This is a genomic window from Actinosynnema sp. NPDC053489 (assembly GCF_044544865.1).
GTDB lineage: Bacteria > Actinomycetota > Actinomycetes > Mycobacteriales > Pseudonocardiaceae > Actinosynnema.
In genome coordinates, this window is record NZ_JBITXT010000005.1 from 119,793 (window position 1) to 135,338 (window position 15,546).

The 15,546-nt window shown below is 70.9% G+C and carries 13 protein-coding genes, 4 tRNA genes and 1 pseudogene; 7 read left to right on the top strand and 11 right to left on the bottom strand.

Annotated features, from left to right (window positions below; genetic code table 11):
* Nucleotides 1-8: 8 nt before the first annotated feature.
* Genes ACIGNX_RS12890 through ACIGNX_RS12900 form a run of 3 tightly spaced genes read left to right on the top strand, consistent with a single transcriptional unit; the run spans nucleotide 9 to nucleotide 2,742 of the window.
* Nucleotides 9-923, top strand: coding sequence for a PmoA family protein (locus tag ACIGNX_RS12890; RefSeq protein WP_396539412.1), 915 nt, complete (start codon nucleotides 9-11; stop codon nucleotides 921-923).
* A complete protein-coding gene (locus ACIGNX_RS12895; protein WP_396539414.1) occupies nucleotides 920-1,651 on the top strand; it encodes a cupin domain-containing protein in 732 nt (243 codons plus the stop codon). The genes ACIGNX_RS12890 and ACIGNX_RS12895 overlap by 4 nt, the downstream gene beginning before the upstream one ends.
* On the top strand, nucleotides 1,648-2,742 hold the full coding sequence (locus ACIGNX_RS12900; protein WP_396539416.1) for a Gfo/Idh/MocA family protein: 1,095 nt from the start codon (nucleotides 1,648-1,650) through the stop codon (nucleotides 2,740-2,742). Before ACIGNX_RS12895 ends, ACIGNX_RS12900 begins: the two co-directional genes overlap by 4 nt.
* A 41-nt stretch (nucleotides 2,743-2,783) precedes the next feature.
* Here the strand turns inward: ACIGNX_RS12900 and ACIGNX_RS12905 are convergent, their stop codons facing one another.
* Nucleotides 2,784-3,554 carry an enoyl-CoA hydratase-related protein gene (locus ACIGNX_RS12905; RefSeq protein WP_396539418.1) on the bottom strand — a complete coding sequence of 257 codons (771 nt, stop codon included), beginning with the start codon at nucleotides 3,552-3,554 and terminating at the stop codon, nucleotides 2,784-2,786.
* 97 nt (nucleotides 3,555-3,651) lie between these two features.
* Here ACIGNX_RS12905 and ACIGNX_RS12910 point away from each other — a divergent pair, with 97 nt between their 5' ends.
* Nucleotides 3,652-4,986, top strand: coding sequence for a PLP-dependent aminotransferase family protein (locus ACIGNX_RS12910; RefSeq protein ID WP_396539420.1), 1,335 nt, complete (start codon nucleotides 3,652-3,654; stop codon nucleotides 4,984-4,986).
* Between the two features lie 184 nt (nucleotides 4,987-5,170).
* Nucleotides 5,171-6,274 (top strand): BMP family protein, encoded by a 1,104-nt coding sequence (locus ACIGNX_RS12915; RefSeq protein ID WP_396539422.1) that lies wholly within the window; start codon nucleotides 5,171-5,173, stop codon nucleotides 6,272-6,274.
* Nucleotides 6,275-6,322: 48 nt separating this feature from the next.
* Here the strand turns inward: ACIGNX_RS12915 and ACIGNX_RS12920 are convergent, their stop codons facing one another.
* The 6 genes from ACIGNX_RS12920 to ACIGNX_RS12945 form a co-directional block, all read right to left on the bottom strand.
* Complete coding sequence (locus ACIGNX_RS12920) at nucleotides 6,323-7,765, bottom strand: RICIN domain-containing protein (RefSeq protein ID WP_396539424.1); 1,443 nt, start codon at nucleotides 7,763-7,765, stop codon at nucleotides 6,323-6,325.
* A gap of 655 nt (nucleotides 7,766-8,420) precedes the next feature.
* Entirely contained in the window at nucleotides 8,421-8,996 is a 576-nt protein-coding gene (locus ACIGNX_RS12925; RefSeq protein WP_396539426.1) for an AAA family ATPase, read from the bottom strand.
* A gap of 817 nt (nucleotides 8,997-9,813) precedes the next feature.
* Nucleotides 9,814-9,888: transfer RNA gene (locus ACIGNX_RS12930), tRNA-Val, on the bottom strand.
* 1 nt (nucleotide 9,889) lies between these two features.
* Nucleotides 9,890-9,961 (bottom strand) — tRNA-Cys (locus ACIGNX_RS12935).
* Between the two features lie 58 nt (nucleotides 9,962-10,019).
* A tRNA-Gly gene (locus tag ACIGNX_RS12940) sits at nucleotides 10,020-10,092 on the bottom strand.
* Nucleotides 10,093-10,237: 145 nt separating this feature from the next.
* Nucleotides 10,238-10,663, bottom strand: coding sequence for an SsgA family sporulation/cell division regulator (locus ACIGNX_RS12945; protein WP_073893954.1), 426 nt, complete (start codon nucleotides 10,661-10,663; stop codon nucleotides 10,238-10,240).
* A 656-nt stretch (nucleotides 10,664-11,319) separates the two neighbouring features.
* Between ACIGNX_RS12945 and ACIGNX_RS12950 the strand changes: the two genes are divergently transcribed.
* Entirely contained in the window at nucleotides 11,320-11,748 is a 429-nt protein-coding gene (locus tag ACIGNX_RS12950; protein WP_396539428.1) for a TIGR02611 family protein, read from the top strand.
* Between the two features lie 49 nt (nucleotides 11,749-11,797).
* Nucleotides 11,798-11,869: transfer RNA gene (locus ACIGNX_RS12955), tRNA-Val, on the top strand.
* A 117-nt stretch (nucleotides 11,870-11,986) separates the two neighbouring features.
* Here the strand turns inward: ACIGNX_RS12955 and ACIGNX_RS12960 are convergent.
* The 4 genes and pseudogenes from ACIGNX_RS12960 to ACIGNX_RS12975 form a co-directional block, all read right to left on the bottom strand.
* Nucleotides 11,987-12,940: a tyrosine-type recombinase/integrase gene (locus tag ACIGNX_RS12960; RefSeq protein WP_396540128.1), complete on the bottom strand. Its 954-nt coding sequence runs from the start codon at nucleotides 12,938-12,940 to the stop codon at nucleotides 11,987-11,989.
* Nucleotides 12,941-13,202: 262 nt separating this feature from the next.
* On the bottom strand, nucleotides 13,203-13,367 hold the full coding sequence (locus tag ACIGNX_RS12965; RefSeq protein WP_396540147.1) for a hypothetical protein: 165 nt from the start codon (nucleotides 13,365-13,367) through the stop codon (nucleotides 13,203-13,205).
* 188 nt (nucleotides 13,368-13,555) lie between these two features.
* Nucleotides 13,556-13,708, bottom strand: a pseudogene (locus tag ACIGNX_RS12970) (helix-turn-helix domain-containing protein); the annotation flags it as partial.
* A 199-nt stretch (nucleotides 13,709-13,907) separates the two neighbouring features.
* Nucleotides 13,908-15,284 carry a hypothetical protein gene (locus ACIGNX_RS12975; protein ID WP_396539430.1) on the bottom strand — a complete coding sequence of 459 codons (1,377 nt, stop codon included), beginning with the start codon at nucleotides 15,282-15,284 and terminating at the stop codon, nucleotides 13,908-13,910.
* Nucleotides 15,285-15,546: the final 262 nt, after the last annotated feature.

Here is a 15,546-nt window from a genome sequence, read left to right on the forward strand (position 1 = left end):
TCCGCGCGGTGAGCGCCCTGGCCCTGCGGCACGACGTCGGGACCGCGGTGGCGGTGTCGGACGGGGTCGTGGAGCTGGCGCGGTACACCTACGCGCCCGAGACGCCCCGGCTGGAGTCGCCGAAGCCGTTCCTGCACCCCGTCCGCACCCGGGCCGGGCGGGTGGTGAGCCTGTTCCGCCCGCACGACCACGTGTGGCACAAGGGCATCGCCTGGTCGCTGCCGAACGTGGGCGACGAGAACTTCTGGGGCGGGCCGACGTACGTGCGCGGGCGGGCCTACGTGCAGCTGGACAACAACGGCGCGCAGCGGCACCGGCGGGTGGTCGACGTCGGCGTCGAGGGCGGCACCGCCCGGTTCGCCCACGAGCTGGACTGGATCACGCGGTCCGGCCGCACCGTCGTCACCGAGCACCGCGCCCTCACCGTCACGCTGCTGTCCGACGCGGCCTGGGCGCTGACGTTCGACACCGCGATGACCAACACCTCGGGTCGGGAGGTCGCGTTCGGCTCGCCCACGACGCGCGGCCGGGAGAACGCCGGGTACGGCGGCCTGTTCTGGCGCGGCCCGCGCTCGTTCACCGGCGGCGTCGTCGTGACGCCCGACGGCACGGGCGGCGACGACGTGCGCGGCACGCGGGCCGAGTGGATGGCGTTCGCCGGCAGGCACGACGGCGACGACGCGGAGTCCCTGGTGCTGGTGGTCGACCACCGGGCCAACCCGCACCACCCACCGCAATGGTTCACCCGGTCCGAGCAGTTCGCCTGCCTCAACCCGGCGCCCTTCTTCAGCGAGGAGCTGGTCGTGGCCGACGGCGACACCGTGCGGTTCCGCTACGGCGCCGCCGTGGCCGACGGCGGCGTGGCCGACGCGGCGCCGCTGGCCGACGCGGTGCGGGACGTGCTGCGGCGGGGGGAGGGGTGAGCACGTTCCCCGGCGGCACGTCGTTGTCGTTCCTGGACGTCTACGACGACGCCGCACCCGACGGCGTCGTCGGCGGCAGCCCGCACGCGCACCTGGCGTCGACCGAGTGCTACGTGGTCGTGGGCGGGGAGGGCGAGCTGCACGCGGTGACCCCCGACGGCTGCCGCGAGGTGCCGCTGCGCGCCGGCGAGGTGGTGTGGTTCACCCCGGGCACCATCCACCGCGCGGTCAACCGCGGCGGCCTGCGGGTGGTCGTGCTGATGGGCAACGCGGGGCTGCCCGAGGCGGGCGACGCCGTGCTGACGTTCCCGCCGGACGTCCTCGCCGACCCCGACCGCTACCGCGCCGCCGCGACCCTGCCGCCCCGCGCGACGGAGGCCGAACGCGCCGCCGCCGCGCGCCGCCGCCGCGACCTGGCCGTCGAGGGCTTCCTGCCGATCCGGGACGCGCTGCGGGCCGGCGACGACACCCCGCTGCGGGAGTTCCACGCCGCCGCCACCGCGCTGGTCCGGGACCGGGCCGCGTCGTGGGCGCCGATCGTGCGCGACGGGCCGCTCGCCCAAGCCGAGGCGGTGCTCGCGCTGACCGACCGGCTGGCCCGCGGCGAGGCGCCGCACCTGGGGCGCGCGACCGTGCGCCGCGCGCCCGCGCCGGACCGGGTGTTCGGCATGTGCGGCCACCTGAGCCCCGTGGACGTGACCCGCGCACCGGAGGAGCACTTCCCGTGACCGGTCGCACCTACACCTGCGCGATCGTCGGCACGGGCGCCATCGCCGGCGCGCACGCCGCGGCGATCGCCGCGCTGCCCGGCCGGGCCCGGCTCGTCGGCGCGGTCGACGTCGAGCCCGGGCGCGCGGCGGCGTTCGCGGCGAAGTGGGGCGTGCCCGCCTACCCGACGTTGGCCGACCTGCTCGGCGCGGTCCGCCCGGACCTGGTCCACGTGTGCACCCCACCGGGCTCGCACCTGCCGCTGGCGCTGGAGTGCCTGGCGGCCGGCGTGTCGCCCGTGGTGGAGAAGCCGCCCGTGCTGTCGCTGGCCGACCTGGACCGGTTGCGGGCGGCCGAGGCGGCGGCCGGCGTGCCGGTGGCGACGGTGTTCCAGCACCGGTTCGGCTCCGGTGCCGTGCGGCTGCGCCGCCTGCTGGCCGACGGGGTGCTGGGCCGGCCGCTGGTGGCGTCGGCGAGCACGCTGTGGTTCCGCGACGACGACTACTTCGCCGTGCCGTGGCGGGGCAGCTGGGAGCTGGAGGGCGGCGGGCCGACGATGGGCCACGGCATCCACCAGTTCGACCTGCTGCTGTCGGTCCTCGGCCGGTGGACCACCGTCACCGCCCTGGCCGCGCGCCAGGCCCGCCCGACCGACACCGAGGACGTGTCCGCCGCCCTGGTGCGCTTCGGGTCGGGCGCGGTGGCCACCGTGGTCAACTCCCTGGTCTCCCCGCGCCAGACCAGCCGGCTGCGCTTCGACTTCGAGCACGCCACCGTCGAGCTGGAGCACCTCTACGGCTACACCGACGCGGACTGGACCGTCACCGCCGCCCCGGGCCGCCCGGACCCGACCACCGCCTGGGCGACGGGCGAGGACGTGCCGAGCGGTCACCCGGCCCAGCTCACCGCCATCCTGGACGCCCTGGACGACCACCGCCCACCACCGGTCGACACCGCGGCGACGAGGGAGACGATGGAGTTCGTCGCCGCCGTCTACGCCTCCGCCTTCACGGGCCGCCCGGTGACCGCCGGCGAGATCACCGAGGGCCACCCGTTCTACGGCAGCATGGCCGGCACGGGAGCGCCCTGGCCGGCGCGCGGCCCGCGCTGAACGCTCGTGGCCACCTCCGGTATCGGTCCTTCCCGGCCCGGTCAGCTCCGGGGTCGGTCGAGGAAGCGGCGCAGGCCGTCGCGGACGCCGTCGGTGGGCACCGAGGCCGCGAACCACGACGCCTCGACGGCCAGTCCCTCGTCGATGGGCAGGTTGATGCCCCGGTTCACCGCCCGCAGGCACGCGGTGACGGCGGTCGGGGCGTGCCGGGCGATGCGCGCGGCCACCTCGTGGGCCGCGTCGAGCACCGCCTCGCCCGGCACCACGGCGTTGACCAGCCCGATGGCCTCCGCGCGCCGGGCCGGGACCGGGTCGCCGGTCAGGATCAGCTCCAGCCCGCGCTTGCGGCCGACGTGGCGCGGCAACCGCTGCGACCCGCCGAACGGCGGCGGGAACCCGAGCGCGATCTCGGGCTTGGCGAACGTCGCGTGCTCCGCGGCGACGGCCAGGGCGGCCGCCTCCACGACCTCGCACCCGCCGCCGTAGGCGAGGCCGTTGACCGCGGCGATCACCGGCTTGGGGAACTCCTCGATCCGCCGGGTCAGCCCCTGCCCGCGCCGCACGACCTCGCGCAGCGCGCGCTCCACCCCGCCGGCGATGCTCTCCGCGAGCGCCGGGATGTCGGCCCCGGCGCTGAACGCCCTCGTCCCGGCCCCGGTGAGGATCACCGCCCGGACGCCCGACGCGACCTCCAGGCGGTCCAGCGCCGCGCCGAGGGCGTCGATCGTGGCGTAGTCCAGGGCGTTCAGCTTCGCCGTGCGGTCGATGGTGATCGTGGCGATGTCGTCCTGCTGGTCGATGTGGACCGTCATGCGCACCTCGTCGGATGGGTCACCGTTCGTGGACGCGACGAGGCTAGGCGGCCTAGGTTGGCACAATCCAACAATTGTCCTGGATACAGGGGTCGCCGTGCGCCCGCCTTCCTACAAGCCGCTGGTGGACGAGTTCGCCGCCGCCATCCGCCGCGGCGAGCTGGCCCCGGGCACGCGGCTGCCGACCCACCGCGACCTGGCGCGCGAACGGCGCGTCGCGCTGGCCACGGCCACGCGCGTCTACGCCGAGCTGGCCGCCATGGGCCTGGTCGTCGGCGAACGGGGTCGGGGCACGTTCGTCCGCGACCAGTCCGGGTTCGCCGGCCTCGACGCCTCGCGCGCCCTCCCGGTGCCCAGGCTCGCGGACCTGTCGTTCACCCAGCCGTTGGCCGACGAGCAGCCCGACCAGCTGCGCCACGCCCTGCGCGAGCTGGCCGGCTCCGGCGACGTGGCCTCCCTGCTGCGCCAGCACCCGCCGGGCGGGCGGCGGCACGAGCGCGCCGTCGTCGCCACGCACCTGCTCGACCGGGGCGTCGACACCGCCCCGGCCAACGTCGTGCTCACCGGCGGCGCGCAGCACGCGCTCGACACGACGCTGCGCACGATCACCCGGCCCGGGGACGTCCTCGCCGTCGACGCCCTGACCTACCCCGGCGTGCGGCTGCTCGCCGCCGCCCACCACCTCGACCTCGCGCCGGTCCCGGTCACCCCGACCGGCCCGGACCTCGACGCCCTCGACCACCTGTGCCGGACCCGGCGCGTCCGCGCCGTCTACACCATCCCGACCCTGCACAACCCGCTGGGCTGGGTGCTCGACCAGGGCGCCCGGGACCGCCTCGCCGACCTCGCGCACGAGCACGACCTGCTGGTCGTGGAGGACGGCACGTACGCGTTCCTCGACCCGTCCGCCCCGCCACCGGTGCACGCCCTCGCCCCGGACCGCACCTGCTACGTCTCCGGCCTGTCGAAGAACCTCGCCGGCGGCCTGCGGTTCGGCTTCGCCGTCGTGCCGGACCGGTTGACGGCGACGTTCGCGACGAGCCTGCGGTCCTCGACCTGGGGCACCCCGGCGCTGGTGGCCGCCCTGGCCACTCGGTGGCTCGCCGACGGCACCGTGACCCGCCTGGAGGAGCACCGCCGCGCCGACGCCCGCGCCCGGCAGGCCGTCGCCCGGACCGCCCTCGCCGGGCTGGACACGACCGCGCACCCGGCGTCCTTCTTCCTCTGGCTGCGCCTGGCCCCGCACCTGCACCCCGACCGGGTCGCTGCGGCACTGGCCCGCGAGGGCGTCCTGGTCTCCACCGCGGACGCCTTCGCGCCCGGCAGGCACGCGCCGCACGCGCTGCGCCTCGCCCTGACCGGGCCCGCGTTCGACGACCTCGCGCCGGTCCTGGCACGGCTGCGCGCGACCCTCGACGCCTTCCCCCTGTGACGGAGGTCGTTCCCACTGGGTGAGCGGCCGTCCCGGACCGTGGCCACGGGGAGGTACGGTCCCTCGCGCCAGGCCGATTACCACTTTCGGGTGAATGTCTGCTCACCGGAGCAGAGAGGGGACGGAAGCCGTGCGCCGTCGTACGCGGGGGACCGCTGTTGCCGCGATCGCGTTGAGCAGCCTCATGGTGGTCAGCGCCTGCGCGAAGGACTCCGGCGGCACCGGCGCCGGGTCGACCACCGCCGCGAGCGGCGCGGCGTGCGAGTTCGCGACCCCGCCCAGCGCGCCCGCCACCTCCAGCGCCGCCGGCGAGAAGCCCGCCGACGGCAAAAAGGTCGACGGCAGCGCCCTGAAGGTCGGGCTGGCCTACGACATCGGCGGCCGCGGCGACGCGTCGTTCAACGACCTCGCCGCCGCCGGGTTCGACCAGGCGATCAAGGACATGGGGGTCAAGAAGGAGAACACCCGCGAGCTGTCGGCCGCGCCGAGCGAGGACGAGTCGGTCAAGCAGTCGCGGCTGCGCCAGCTCGCCCGCGAGGGCTTCAACCCCGTCGTCGCCGTCGGGTTCGCCTACACCGAGTCGCTGAAGGTCGTCGCCCCGGAGTTCCCGGACGTCCGGTTCGGACTGGTGGACGCGGCCGTGCCGGACGCGCCCAACGTCACCCCGCTGGTGTTCGCCGAGCAGGAGGGCGCGTTCCTGGCCGGCGTCGTGGCCGCCTACCAGAGCCGCAAGTGCCACGTCGGCTTCGTCGGCGGCGTGGACATCCCGCTGATCCACAAGTTCGAGGCGGGCTACGCCCAGGGCGCCAAGGCCGCCGCGCCGAACGTCGTGGTGGAGAAGAAGTACATCACCCCGGCCACCGACTTCTCGGGCTTCCAGGACCCGGCGAAGGGCCTGGAGACCGCGAAGGGCCTGATCGACAAGGGCGCCGACGTCCTCTACCCGGCCGCGGGCGCGTCCGGCATCGGCGTCTTCTCCGCCGCGAAGCAGGCGGGCATCCTCGCGATCGGCTGCGACGCCGACCAGTACAACCAGCCGGCGCTCGCCGACACCAGGGACGTCATCGTCGCTTCCAGCCTCAAGCGCGTCGACGTGGCCGTGTACGACTTCGTCAAGGCCGCCGCGAGCAACGACCTGGCCTCCCTGCCGAAGGTCTTCGACCTGAAGGTCAACGGCGTCGGCTACGCCACGTCCGGCGGCAGGATCGACGCCGAGCTGCAGGGCATCCTCGAGGGCTTCAAGGCCCAGATCGTCGAGGGGAAGATCAAGGTCGCCGACAAGCCGTAGCCCGGGCCCCCGGTGCCCGGCACGCGCCGGGCACCGGGGGAGCGCCGGTCAGGACGGGACGACCGTCCGCGACCACTGCTGGTTCGCGCCCGTGTTGCACGGGTACTGCTTGAGGACCACGCCGTCGGCGGTCGAGGCGGCCGGCACGTCCACGCACTTGCCGCTGTGCCGCGCCCGCAGCTGGAAGTAGCCGCCGTTGGCGACCATCTGGAACTGCTGGTTCGCGCCCGTACCGCAGGTGTACTGCACGAGTTCGGCGCCGTCGGCGGTCGACGCGCTCACCACGTCGAGGCACTTCCCGCTGTGCCGGCTGACGATCCGCCAGTAGCCGCCGCCCGCGTCCTGGAACTGCCACTGCTGCCACGCGTTGCCGCCGTACGCGTACTGCCCGACGCGCGCGCCGTTGTCGGTGTTGGGCTGCTGGACGTCCATCGCCTTCCCGCTGTGGCGCACGTCGAGCCGGTAGAACGTGCCCGCGGGCGGGGTGGTGGAGCCGTCACCCCACGCGTACCGGACCCGGTCGGCCCCGGAGGCGTTGCGGATGCCCAGGTTCAGGTCCGTGCCGCCGCCGCTCAGGCCGAACATCGAGTAGTGGTCGTAGCCCAGGCCCGCGGTGACCTTGCCGCCGAGGGCGGGCCAGTACGTGCCGCCCATCCGGTTGTCCCGCATGACCTGCGCCATGGCGCGGAGGTAGCGCACGAAGTTGTCGGTGCTGTTCGCGTCGCCGTAGTCCAGGCCGGTGGCCATCGGAGCGCCGAACTCCGTCGCGACGGCGCGCGAGGCGCAGTTGCCCAGGCGGGTCTGGATGTGGCTGCGGAAGGCGTCGTAGGTCATCGGGCTGTAGAAGAACGCGTAGTAGTGGAACGACAGCAGCGTCGCGTTGAAGCGGCTGTCGTTGCAGATGTCCCGCAGGTCCTGGCTGAACCCGGTGCCGCCGATGAGCACCCGGCTCGGCACCGCCGACGTGTGTTGGCTCAGCCAGTTCGCCGCGACGGTGCGCCAGTCCGCCGAGCTGTAGCCGTGCGGCTCGTTCATCGGCTCGAAGTAGACGTTCGGGTTCGAGCCGTAGGTGGTGGTGACGCTGGACCACATCGCGTTCCACGCGGCCAGGTTGGTGATCCTGCCGCCGGAGGCCGCGCCGTCCTCCCAGTACGCGAGGATCACCTTGAACCCGCGCTCGGTGGCCGCGTCGATCGCCCCGCGGTAGGCGTTCCACCAGGTCGTGTTGGCCACCGTGTGGGTGTTGATCGGCAGGCGGACGGTGTTGACGTCCATGGTGGCGGCCATGTCGTCGTAGAGGGCGTTCGCCTTGGCCCGCACCGTCGCGTTGCTGTCGGACTGGCTCAGCCCCTGCACGACCAGCGTGCCGGTGCTGAAGTTGTCACCGAGCACGGCCCAGTTCATGCCGCGGAACTGGCTGGTGGCGGCCACGGCCGGCGAGGCGGGGACGACGAGGGTCGCCGCGGCGGCGAGCGCACCGACCGCGAGCACGGAGAGCAACCAACGCAACGACCGCCGTGGGCTGGACGGGTGAGCACCGGACGCCGTTGTCAGTGTCATGGGGTGTCCATTCGCTGGTATGGAGCGAGGTAGTGTTATCGCACACAAACAGGGCTGCTGGCCCTGATCGAACGATCGGGAATGAACATTGTTCGCGCTAACATCGAGCGTTCGACCTAGTGTGGGAGCGGTCACACGACAGTGTCAACACCGTAACGCTGCGTTGCTGCCACTAGGGGCGACACTCGGGCGCGGCTGGTCATATGTCGAGGGGGTGGTCGCCCGTGCCGCGACTCGCCGGTGGAGTCCCGGCTTCGCTCGGTGCGGTTCGTGCACTACCACCTCCGACCGCAGTTCGACGCCCCCGGCACGGAGCCGCCGGTTCTTGCCCGCGACGTGATGCCCACGGTCATTGCCGCGAATCGCCGACACAGCGTCGACCCGGTCGCGTCGACGTACCGCGCTCGTTGATCCCCGCGACCGCGGTACCGGTACAGGACCGCGGGGCGAACGCCTTCACCGACGGCCGGCGGATGTGTCGCACCCGGAAGAGCGTCGTGCGAAGACCTGACCCGACCCACCGCCACTCACCGCACCCGCACGTGCCGTAGGCCGAGCATCCCTTGCCGCCGGTGCGCGGGCGCGGTCAGGTGACCGTGGGTGGCCAGCGGTGTCGGCGCCACTGGTCCCAGGAGGGGAATCCGGGCGGTGCGTCGTCGACGGGTTCGGTGCCGTCCAGTTCGCCTTGTGTCGGGATCTGGAAGGCGACGGCCCATCGGGCCAGTTCCTCGTCGGACATGGGCCACGTGGTGCCCGGCTCGTCGGCCTGGCGCCGGTCGAGCCGTCTGCGCTGCTCGGCCGGGGACACCTCGAAGTAGTGCATCCGCACGCGGGCACCGCGGTCGGCCGCCGCCCGCCGCAGCGCGGACCGCTCGTCACGACTCCACAGCCCGAAGTCGACGACCACGTCGCCGCCGAGCTCCAGCACGCGCAACCCGATCTCGACCAGCCGCCCCTCGATCACGTCCGAGACCGATTGCGGGTTCTCGTGCCCGTAGAGCGCCTTCACCCACTCGTCCTTCGTCAGTCGAAGCGCCCTGTGCTCGACCTCTATGCGCCGCGCGGCCCTTGTCTTCCCGGAGGCGGGCAGACCGACCACCAGAAACAGGGTTGGTCGCACCATCCCGTCCCCCAGACCGAGCGAACCCTCGTCACCGATCACACTCTCATGCCGCAGGGGGTGCCGTCCTGCTGGTCCGGCTCCGGCGAGTCGGCAGCTGTGCTGTGTCGATTCCAGCTGGGATGTCCGCTCGACCACCAGTGGATCTGGGTGGGCACCGACGCCCGGGCGCACTGGTGGATCAGGTCAGATCCGCGAGGAGCGGGCTGCGGGTGGTCGTGGTCACCTGCACGCGACCGGAAGGGATGGTGGGGCGGACCGGTTCTGCTGGAGGCCATGGCCGTCGTGGACGGGAGCCTGGAGTTCGTCGACCGGGTGGCGGCTTGCGTTGAGCGATCAGGTCTCGAACCGGGCGACCCGCTGTTTCTCCTTCCCGGAGCATGCTGCGGTCGTGGACCCGGACCGGCGGCGGCTTGACCCAGGCGATCGCGGGACGTTGTCGCGCTGCTCCGTGCGGATGCCGGTGCGAGGCGTGCCGCCCTGTCCACGCCGGCTACCGGACCTTGTGACGGGCGCAGGGCCGGGATCGTCCTCGGCTTGGGAACCGAACCTGGCCGCGGCTGGGATCACGCGTCGGGTGCGGATGCACGACCTGCGACATGCCCATGACCCGTCGCTGCTTGCCGGTGGTGCTCAACGTCCAGGCCGTCCCGTCCGCGAGCGCCTCGGCCACGCCGCCCTCCGCGCGACCGAGAGGTACCTGCACGCTCTTGCGGCCTCCGACGTGACGGCCTTGGCGACCTTCGAGCGCATCCATCACCGGCACGCTGGTGTGGCGGGTTTCACGGTCAGCTGACGGTCAAATGCCGGAGGGTCTGTCGGCGGTGATCGCCGACAGACCCTCCGAGCTGCACTTCTCTGGTGGACGATACTGGGATTGAACCAGTGACCCCTACCGTGTCAAGGTAGTGCTCTCCCGCTGAGCTAATCGTCCGAGGCGGAGACGGGAATCGAACCCGTGTACAGGGCTTTGCAGGCCCTTGCCTAAGCCACTCGGCCACTCCGCCGTGACTCCCGAAGGCTAGCACCCGGGAGTCAGGCCTGAGCCCAAGGGGCCCTCTGCCGAGCGGATGACGAGACTCGAACTCGCGACCCTCACCTTGGCAAGGTGATGCGCTACCAACTGCGCTACATCCGCATGCTCCGTGGATTTCTCGGAACGTTTCCCTTTTGGGGCTTGTCGTTCCGGTCTTCCCCGGTGCGAGAGGAACTTTATTACATGCACCGCAGCGGGATCAAATCGGGGGGTGCTTGATCCCCTCGCAGGCCCGCCACCTGCACGTTCAGGTCAGATCGTTGGAGATCAGGTGGGTGAGGGCCTCGTCGACGTCGACCCACAGGTGCTCGTTGCCGGGCACGACGACGTCGTAGGTCCGGTCGAGGAAGTCGGCCAGCTCCTGCGCCGAGGCCTCGAACATGGCGTGGCCGGAGGGGGAGCTGAGTTCGATCACCACGACCTCGGGGTCGTCGGCGGCCGGGCGGATTCGCACGTCGCCGTCGCCGGCGTCGGCGATGAGGCCGTCGGCGAGCAGGTCGCGGGCGAACACCCACTCCACCCACCCGGCCCGGCCGGTGCGGAACGCGGCGACTACCGCGTACGGGTCTTTCGTGTCATAACGGAGTTCCACCTGCACCGGGACGGCCGGGGTCCGCGGCGCCAGCAGGTCGAAGACCGCTGTGGAGCGAAGTGTCACGTGGTCGTTGCGCATCGTCGTTACCCTCTTCTCCCTTCCCGGCCCATGGAACGACCGAGTTCTCTACTTGTGACGTGTATGTGGTGAGGAACGCTCAAGTCCCGACGGCTTGTCACCCGTTCGGGCTTACGTACCTCCGCTGGGCGACCACCTCGATGCGTTCCGTGTCCACTGGTCCGGCTGCACCCCATCTTGCTGGCTTTGACCTGACCCCGGTACCGGCTGTTGCGCGAATGTTGGACTGAGGTCCCTTCCGGTGGCCGGGTCGGCACTGCCGTGACGCGTCCCGACCGGGCGTCCCACGTCCGTGGAACTCGCCGCACGGGTGACGGTGCGTGACCGCACGGCGCTCGGTGCACTCTACGACCGGTATGTGAAGCCGGTGTACTCGCTCGTCCGGCGGATCAGCGTCGACCCTGTCCGACCTGTCCAGCCGGTCCAACCGGAGACGTCGTCACGAGAAGACACAGCGTAGACGAAGTGCCGCAGCGGTCGAAGAGGTTTCGGGGTGTGGCGTCTCGACTGGGTGAACACCGTGAACCGAGTCAAGCGCTCCCCACGCACGTTCGCCGAGCCCTCTGTGGCTTTGACCACATTCGGAATCACGCGTCTCCGTGCGGCATCGCGCGGCCCCGGTCCCGCGTGTGCCTCAAATGGGCGATGATGTGGCTATGAGCACAGAACAGCGCGAAGGCACGGGCAAGGACGCGGGGGACCGCCCGTGGTTCCGCCGCACCCCCGCGCTGAACCTCGCCTACCGCATCGGCGTCGGGGTGGTCGGCGGACTGGTCCTGGTCGGCGGCGTGCTGATGATCCCGTACCCCGGGCCGGGCTGGCTGGTCGTCTTCGCCGGCCTGGCGATCCTGGCGACCGAGTTCGAGTGGGCCGGTCGGGTGTTGAAGTTCGCCAAGCGCTACTACGACGCGTGGGTCGCGTGGCTGAAGCGCCAGAACCTCTTGGTCAAGGGCCTGGTGCTGGCGGGCACCGGCCTCGTGGTCCTGGTGACCTGCTGGCTGCTGGGCGTGTTCGCGCTGGTCGGTGGCTGGTTTGGGCTCGAGTGGAGCTGGCTGGAGAGCCCGATTTTTGGTTCGCGGGGATGATGTTGTAAGCTATGGCCACACCGCGAGAGCGGGAGTGAGAACCGAATAAGGGCGTTTAGCTCAGCGGGAGAGCGCTTCGTTCACACCGAAGAGGTCACTGGTTCGATCCCAGTATCGCCCACAGTGTGTTTTACCTGGTCAACGGCTCGTAGACGATCTTCGTCTGCGGGCCGTTGATCGTTGCGGGGAGCAGATTGGGAGCGGATGATCTTGACCGCCTTCGTATTTGCGAAGGTGGTCAGGGGTTCGTGCTCCCGGTTTGCTCCCGGGTGTGTTCCCAGCGGTGGTGGAGTGCGGCGAGCATGGTGTCGATCATGGGTTGGGTGACGTGGGAGTAGACGCCCATGACGCCGTGGAACTTGTGGCCGATGCGCTTGTGTTGGAGGACTTCGGGGACGCCGTGTTCGATGAGCCAGGTCTTGTGGGTGTGGCGCAGGTCGTGGAAGTGCATGTCGGGGTTGATGCGCGGTCGGTCGGTGGCGGTGTCGGCGCGGAGGGCGGGTAGCCAGACGGGGCGGCGGAAGTTGGAGCGTCGGTGGAGGCCGCCGTCGGTTCCGGTGAACACGAAGCGGGCGTGGGGGTGGCGGTCGTGGTGCTGGTCGAGCAGGTCGACCAGGAACTCGGGTAGGTGCACGGTGCGGACGCTGGCGGGGGTCTTGGGCGGTCCGAGGGTGAGCTTGCCGCCGACCTTGTGCAGGGCGCCGTCCTTGCCGTCGACGCGGATCTCGGCGTTGGCCGTGTCGACGCGTGACCATTGCAGTCCGGTCAGTTCACCCCAGCGCAGGCCGGTGTAGGCGGCGGTGACGATCAGGGCCGCGTTGTCGGGGGACACGCGGGCGGCCAGGCCGGTGATCTGGGCGGCGGTGGCGTGGGGCCGTTCGGGTTGATCACCAGTGGCCAAGCGGAGTTTGCGGCAGGGGTTGGCGCCGATCAGTTCCTCGTCGACGGCTTCGCCCATGATCCGTGAGAGCAGGTTGACCACGTCGCCGACGCTGCGTTCGCTGAGCTTGCGGCGCAGCTGCTTGGCCCAGACCTTGATGGTCATCCGGGTCATGTCGCCCAGTTCGGTGTCGGCGAAGCGGGGCAGGATGTGGTTGCGTAGGTGTGAGTCGTAGGTGGCCCAGGTGACCGCGCTGACGTCGTGGGCCTGGACCCACTCGCGCACCCAGTCGCCGAACCGGGTCTGCGCCAACCTGGGGTCGACGAACTTCCCGCGTCGCTGGTCGGACTCCACGTCCCGGATCCGGTTCTCCGCCTCTTCGCGCGTGTCGAACCCGTTCTCGGTGAACAACGACCCGTCCGGCAACCGGTAGCGAACCCGGAACCCGTCACCGCGTTTCTCCACCCAACCCATCACGCACTCCTCTTCCCTGGTGTGTCCGTCCGTCGTCCACGACGACGACAGTGGACGGACAGTGACGCTCCATATCCGTTGGAGAGCAACCGAAATGTGTTCAGGCCACCCCGCGCCGCAGGTGCGGGTCGCGGGTCTCGTGCCCGGTCGTGCGGTCCCCGCGGGCGGGTTGGGATCCGCGTTGGACGATGGAGCGCAGGTCCGCGTCGGAGAACCACAGATGCTTGCCCACGAACGTGCCCGCGATGTCGCGTCGTCCCGCCATCGCGGTCGGAGACCTCGTCCGGGGCCGGGGCCGGGGCCGGGGTTGTCGTGGTCCCGGCCAGGTTGTTGCACACTCCCGCTGAGACGCCCGACTGTTGGCGGTGCGGGAGTCGTGGCTGCGTCGGAACAGGCGATCGCCGTAGGGCCCCGGTCCTCCGCGTTGATCAGTTCGGCCGGGCCCGGACGCCCTCTGCGGTTCGCCAAGCCGTCGCGACCGTCCCGCCGATAGGCCCGCCACCAAGTGCCCACCGAGCGTTCGGAGACCCCGAACACCTCTGCGGCCTGCCGATAGCCCTCGACCTTTCCGGACTCCGCCGCGGCCACCACCCGCAGGCGCAGCACCTCCTGCTCCGCAGGCGACAAGCGGTGTGCACCCTCAACCTCGATCGCGAGTGATCAACTTGCAGGGAGGTGATCACTTTCGGCTCAATGACAACAATGGAACTCCTGGCAGAACGGCGCTTCGACAACGTCCGATCCACCAGGAGTTCCCCCGTCCGAGCTAAAGAGCCGTCACTCGCCCGAGCTCGGAAACGGTCGCTCAGGGGTTGCAGTTGCGGATGTAGAAGCCCGACGGGTCTCGGATGATCTTGACCGTGCAGGAGTCGGTGCCGTCGCCGCCGTCGAGGACGCCGTACCGGATGGATTCGTCGACGGTGATGGTGTCGTTGCCGGCTTCGCCGAAGACGTGGGCCACGTTCTCCGGTGGGTAGGTCGGTTCGGACCAGACGAGGGTGGTGACGGTGACGGTGTCACCGTCGAGGCCGCCGTGGACGTGGCCGCGGAGCCGGTTGATCTTGATGGTGTCGCTGCCTCCGGCGCCTTCGACGTTGCCGCCGAACTCGTGGTTCGCGATGTCGAACGAGTCGTTCTCGGTGCCGCCGCGCAGGGTTCCGGTGTTCACCCCCCCGGCGGGGACGATGATGGCGTCCGCGCCCGCTTCGCCGTCCACGGTGGCCCGGTTGGTGGTGACGGTGATGGTGTCCACGCCCAGGCCGCCGAGTACCTGTGCGCCGGAGTCGTTGGTGCCGACGTTGATCTTGTCGTCGCCGTCGTCGCCGCGCACGATGTTGCCGTTGAGGTTCTGGGACACGGTGAGGGTGTCGTTGCCGGCATCCCCGTAGACGGTGGGTTTGACGCTGGTGTTGGTGGGCTGGTCGGTGGTGACGGTGTCGGCGTCCTCGTTGCCGTGGATCGCGCCGTCGTTGCGGGTGACGGTGATCTCGTCCAGGCCGGGGCCGCCGTTGATCTGGCCGGTGGAGACGTAGTTGGTGCGGGCGCTGAGTTTGTCGTTGCCCGCGTCGCCGTTGATGGCGCCGCTGTTGATGCCGCTGCTGGTGGTGACGCTGATGGTGTCGTTCCCGGTGTCGCCCCGCAGGTTTCCGGCCGTCTCGTTGGACAGGGCGCTGAGCGTGTCGTCGCCGGGCCCGCCGTTGGCGGTGGCGTAGTTGTAGCCGGAAATGGTGATCTTGTCGGTGCCGATCCCGCCGTTGACCGTGCCCAGGTTGGTCTGGACGGTGATGGTGTCGTTGCCGTCCAGCCCGTCCACGGTGGTGTCGGACAAGACGTTGCCGCTGCAGTTGATGGTGTCATCACCGCTGGTGCCGGTGATGAGCGTGCCACTCCTGTTGGCCCCGTTGACGGTGCAGGTGCTCGCGGCGTGCGCCGGGAGTGCGGGGGCGAAGGCGGTGATGAGGACCATCACCGCGGCTGTCAGGGTGCTTCTCCGAATGCTGGTGCGGGCCTGGCCGGGTCTCGTCAGGGACCTCACGGGTGTTCCTTCCAACCGAAGGTATCGGGCGTGCGGATTGCCGCCGCCGGCCAGTTTCCTTGTGTTCCCGTTGGCGCGGCTATTCCCTGAAACGGGGTCACTGGAATGCCTCGGCCTCGATTTCCGGCACACCAGGCTGAGAACCACTCGATGGTTGCAACCGATCCCATCGCCCAGGCACGACCCGGCGCTTTCATCGACACGGTGATGACTCTGCGTGTCAAGCGCCTGCTCTGTTCACACGTACGTGAAAAGAACCGAGTGGGTTGCACGGGACGCGCATCGTGCGCGCCGTGTCAGGCCGCTGCGTCGAACGGTGTACGCATGCACCCGGACAGCTCATCACCACCACCCGCTCTGTTGCCCTGCGACGAGGCGAGTGCGCGGCAGAGTGTGCAGCGACCGTTGC

What these genes read in the sequence shown, in the direction of transcription:
- ACIGNX_RS12945 (WP_073893954.1), bottom strand. Translation starts at nt 10,663, where the DNA reads ATGCGCAACGACCACGTGACACTTCGCTCCACAGCGGTCTTCGACCTG.
- ACIGNX_RS12905 (WP_396539418.1), bottom strand. Translation starts at nt 3,554, where the DNA reads ATGACGGTCCACATCGACCAGCAGGACGACATCGCCACGATCACCATC.
- ACIGNX_RS12965 (WP_396540147.1), bottom strand. Translation starts at nt 13,367, where the DNA reads ATGGCGGGACGACGCGACATCGCGGGCACGTTCGTGGGCAAGCATCTG.
- ACIGNX_RS12950 (WP_396539428.1), top strand. Translation starts at nt 11,320, where the DNA reads ATGAGCACAGAACAGCGCGAAGGCACGGGCAAGGACGCGGGGGACCGC.
- ACIGNX_RS12915 (WP_396539422.1), top strand. Translation starts at nt 5,171, where the DNA reads ATGGTGGTCAGCGCCTGCGCGAAGGACTCCGGCGGCACCGGCGCCGGG.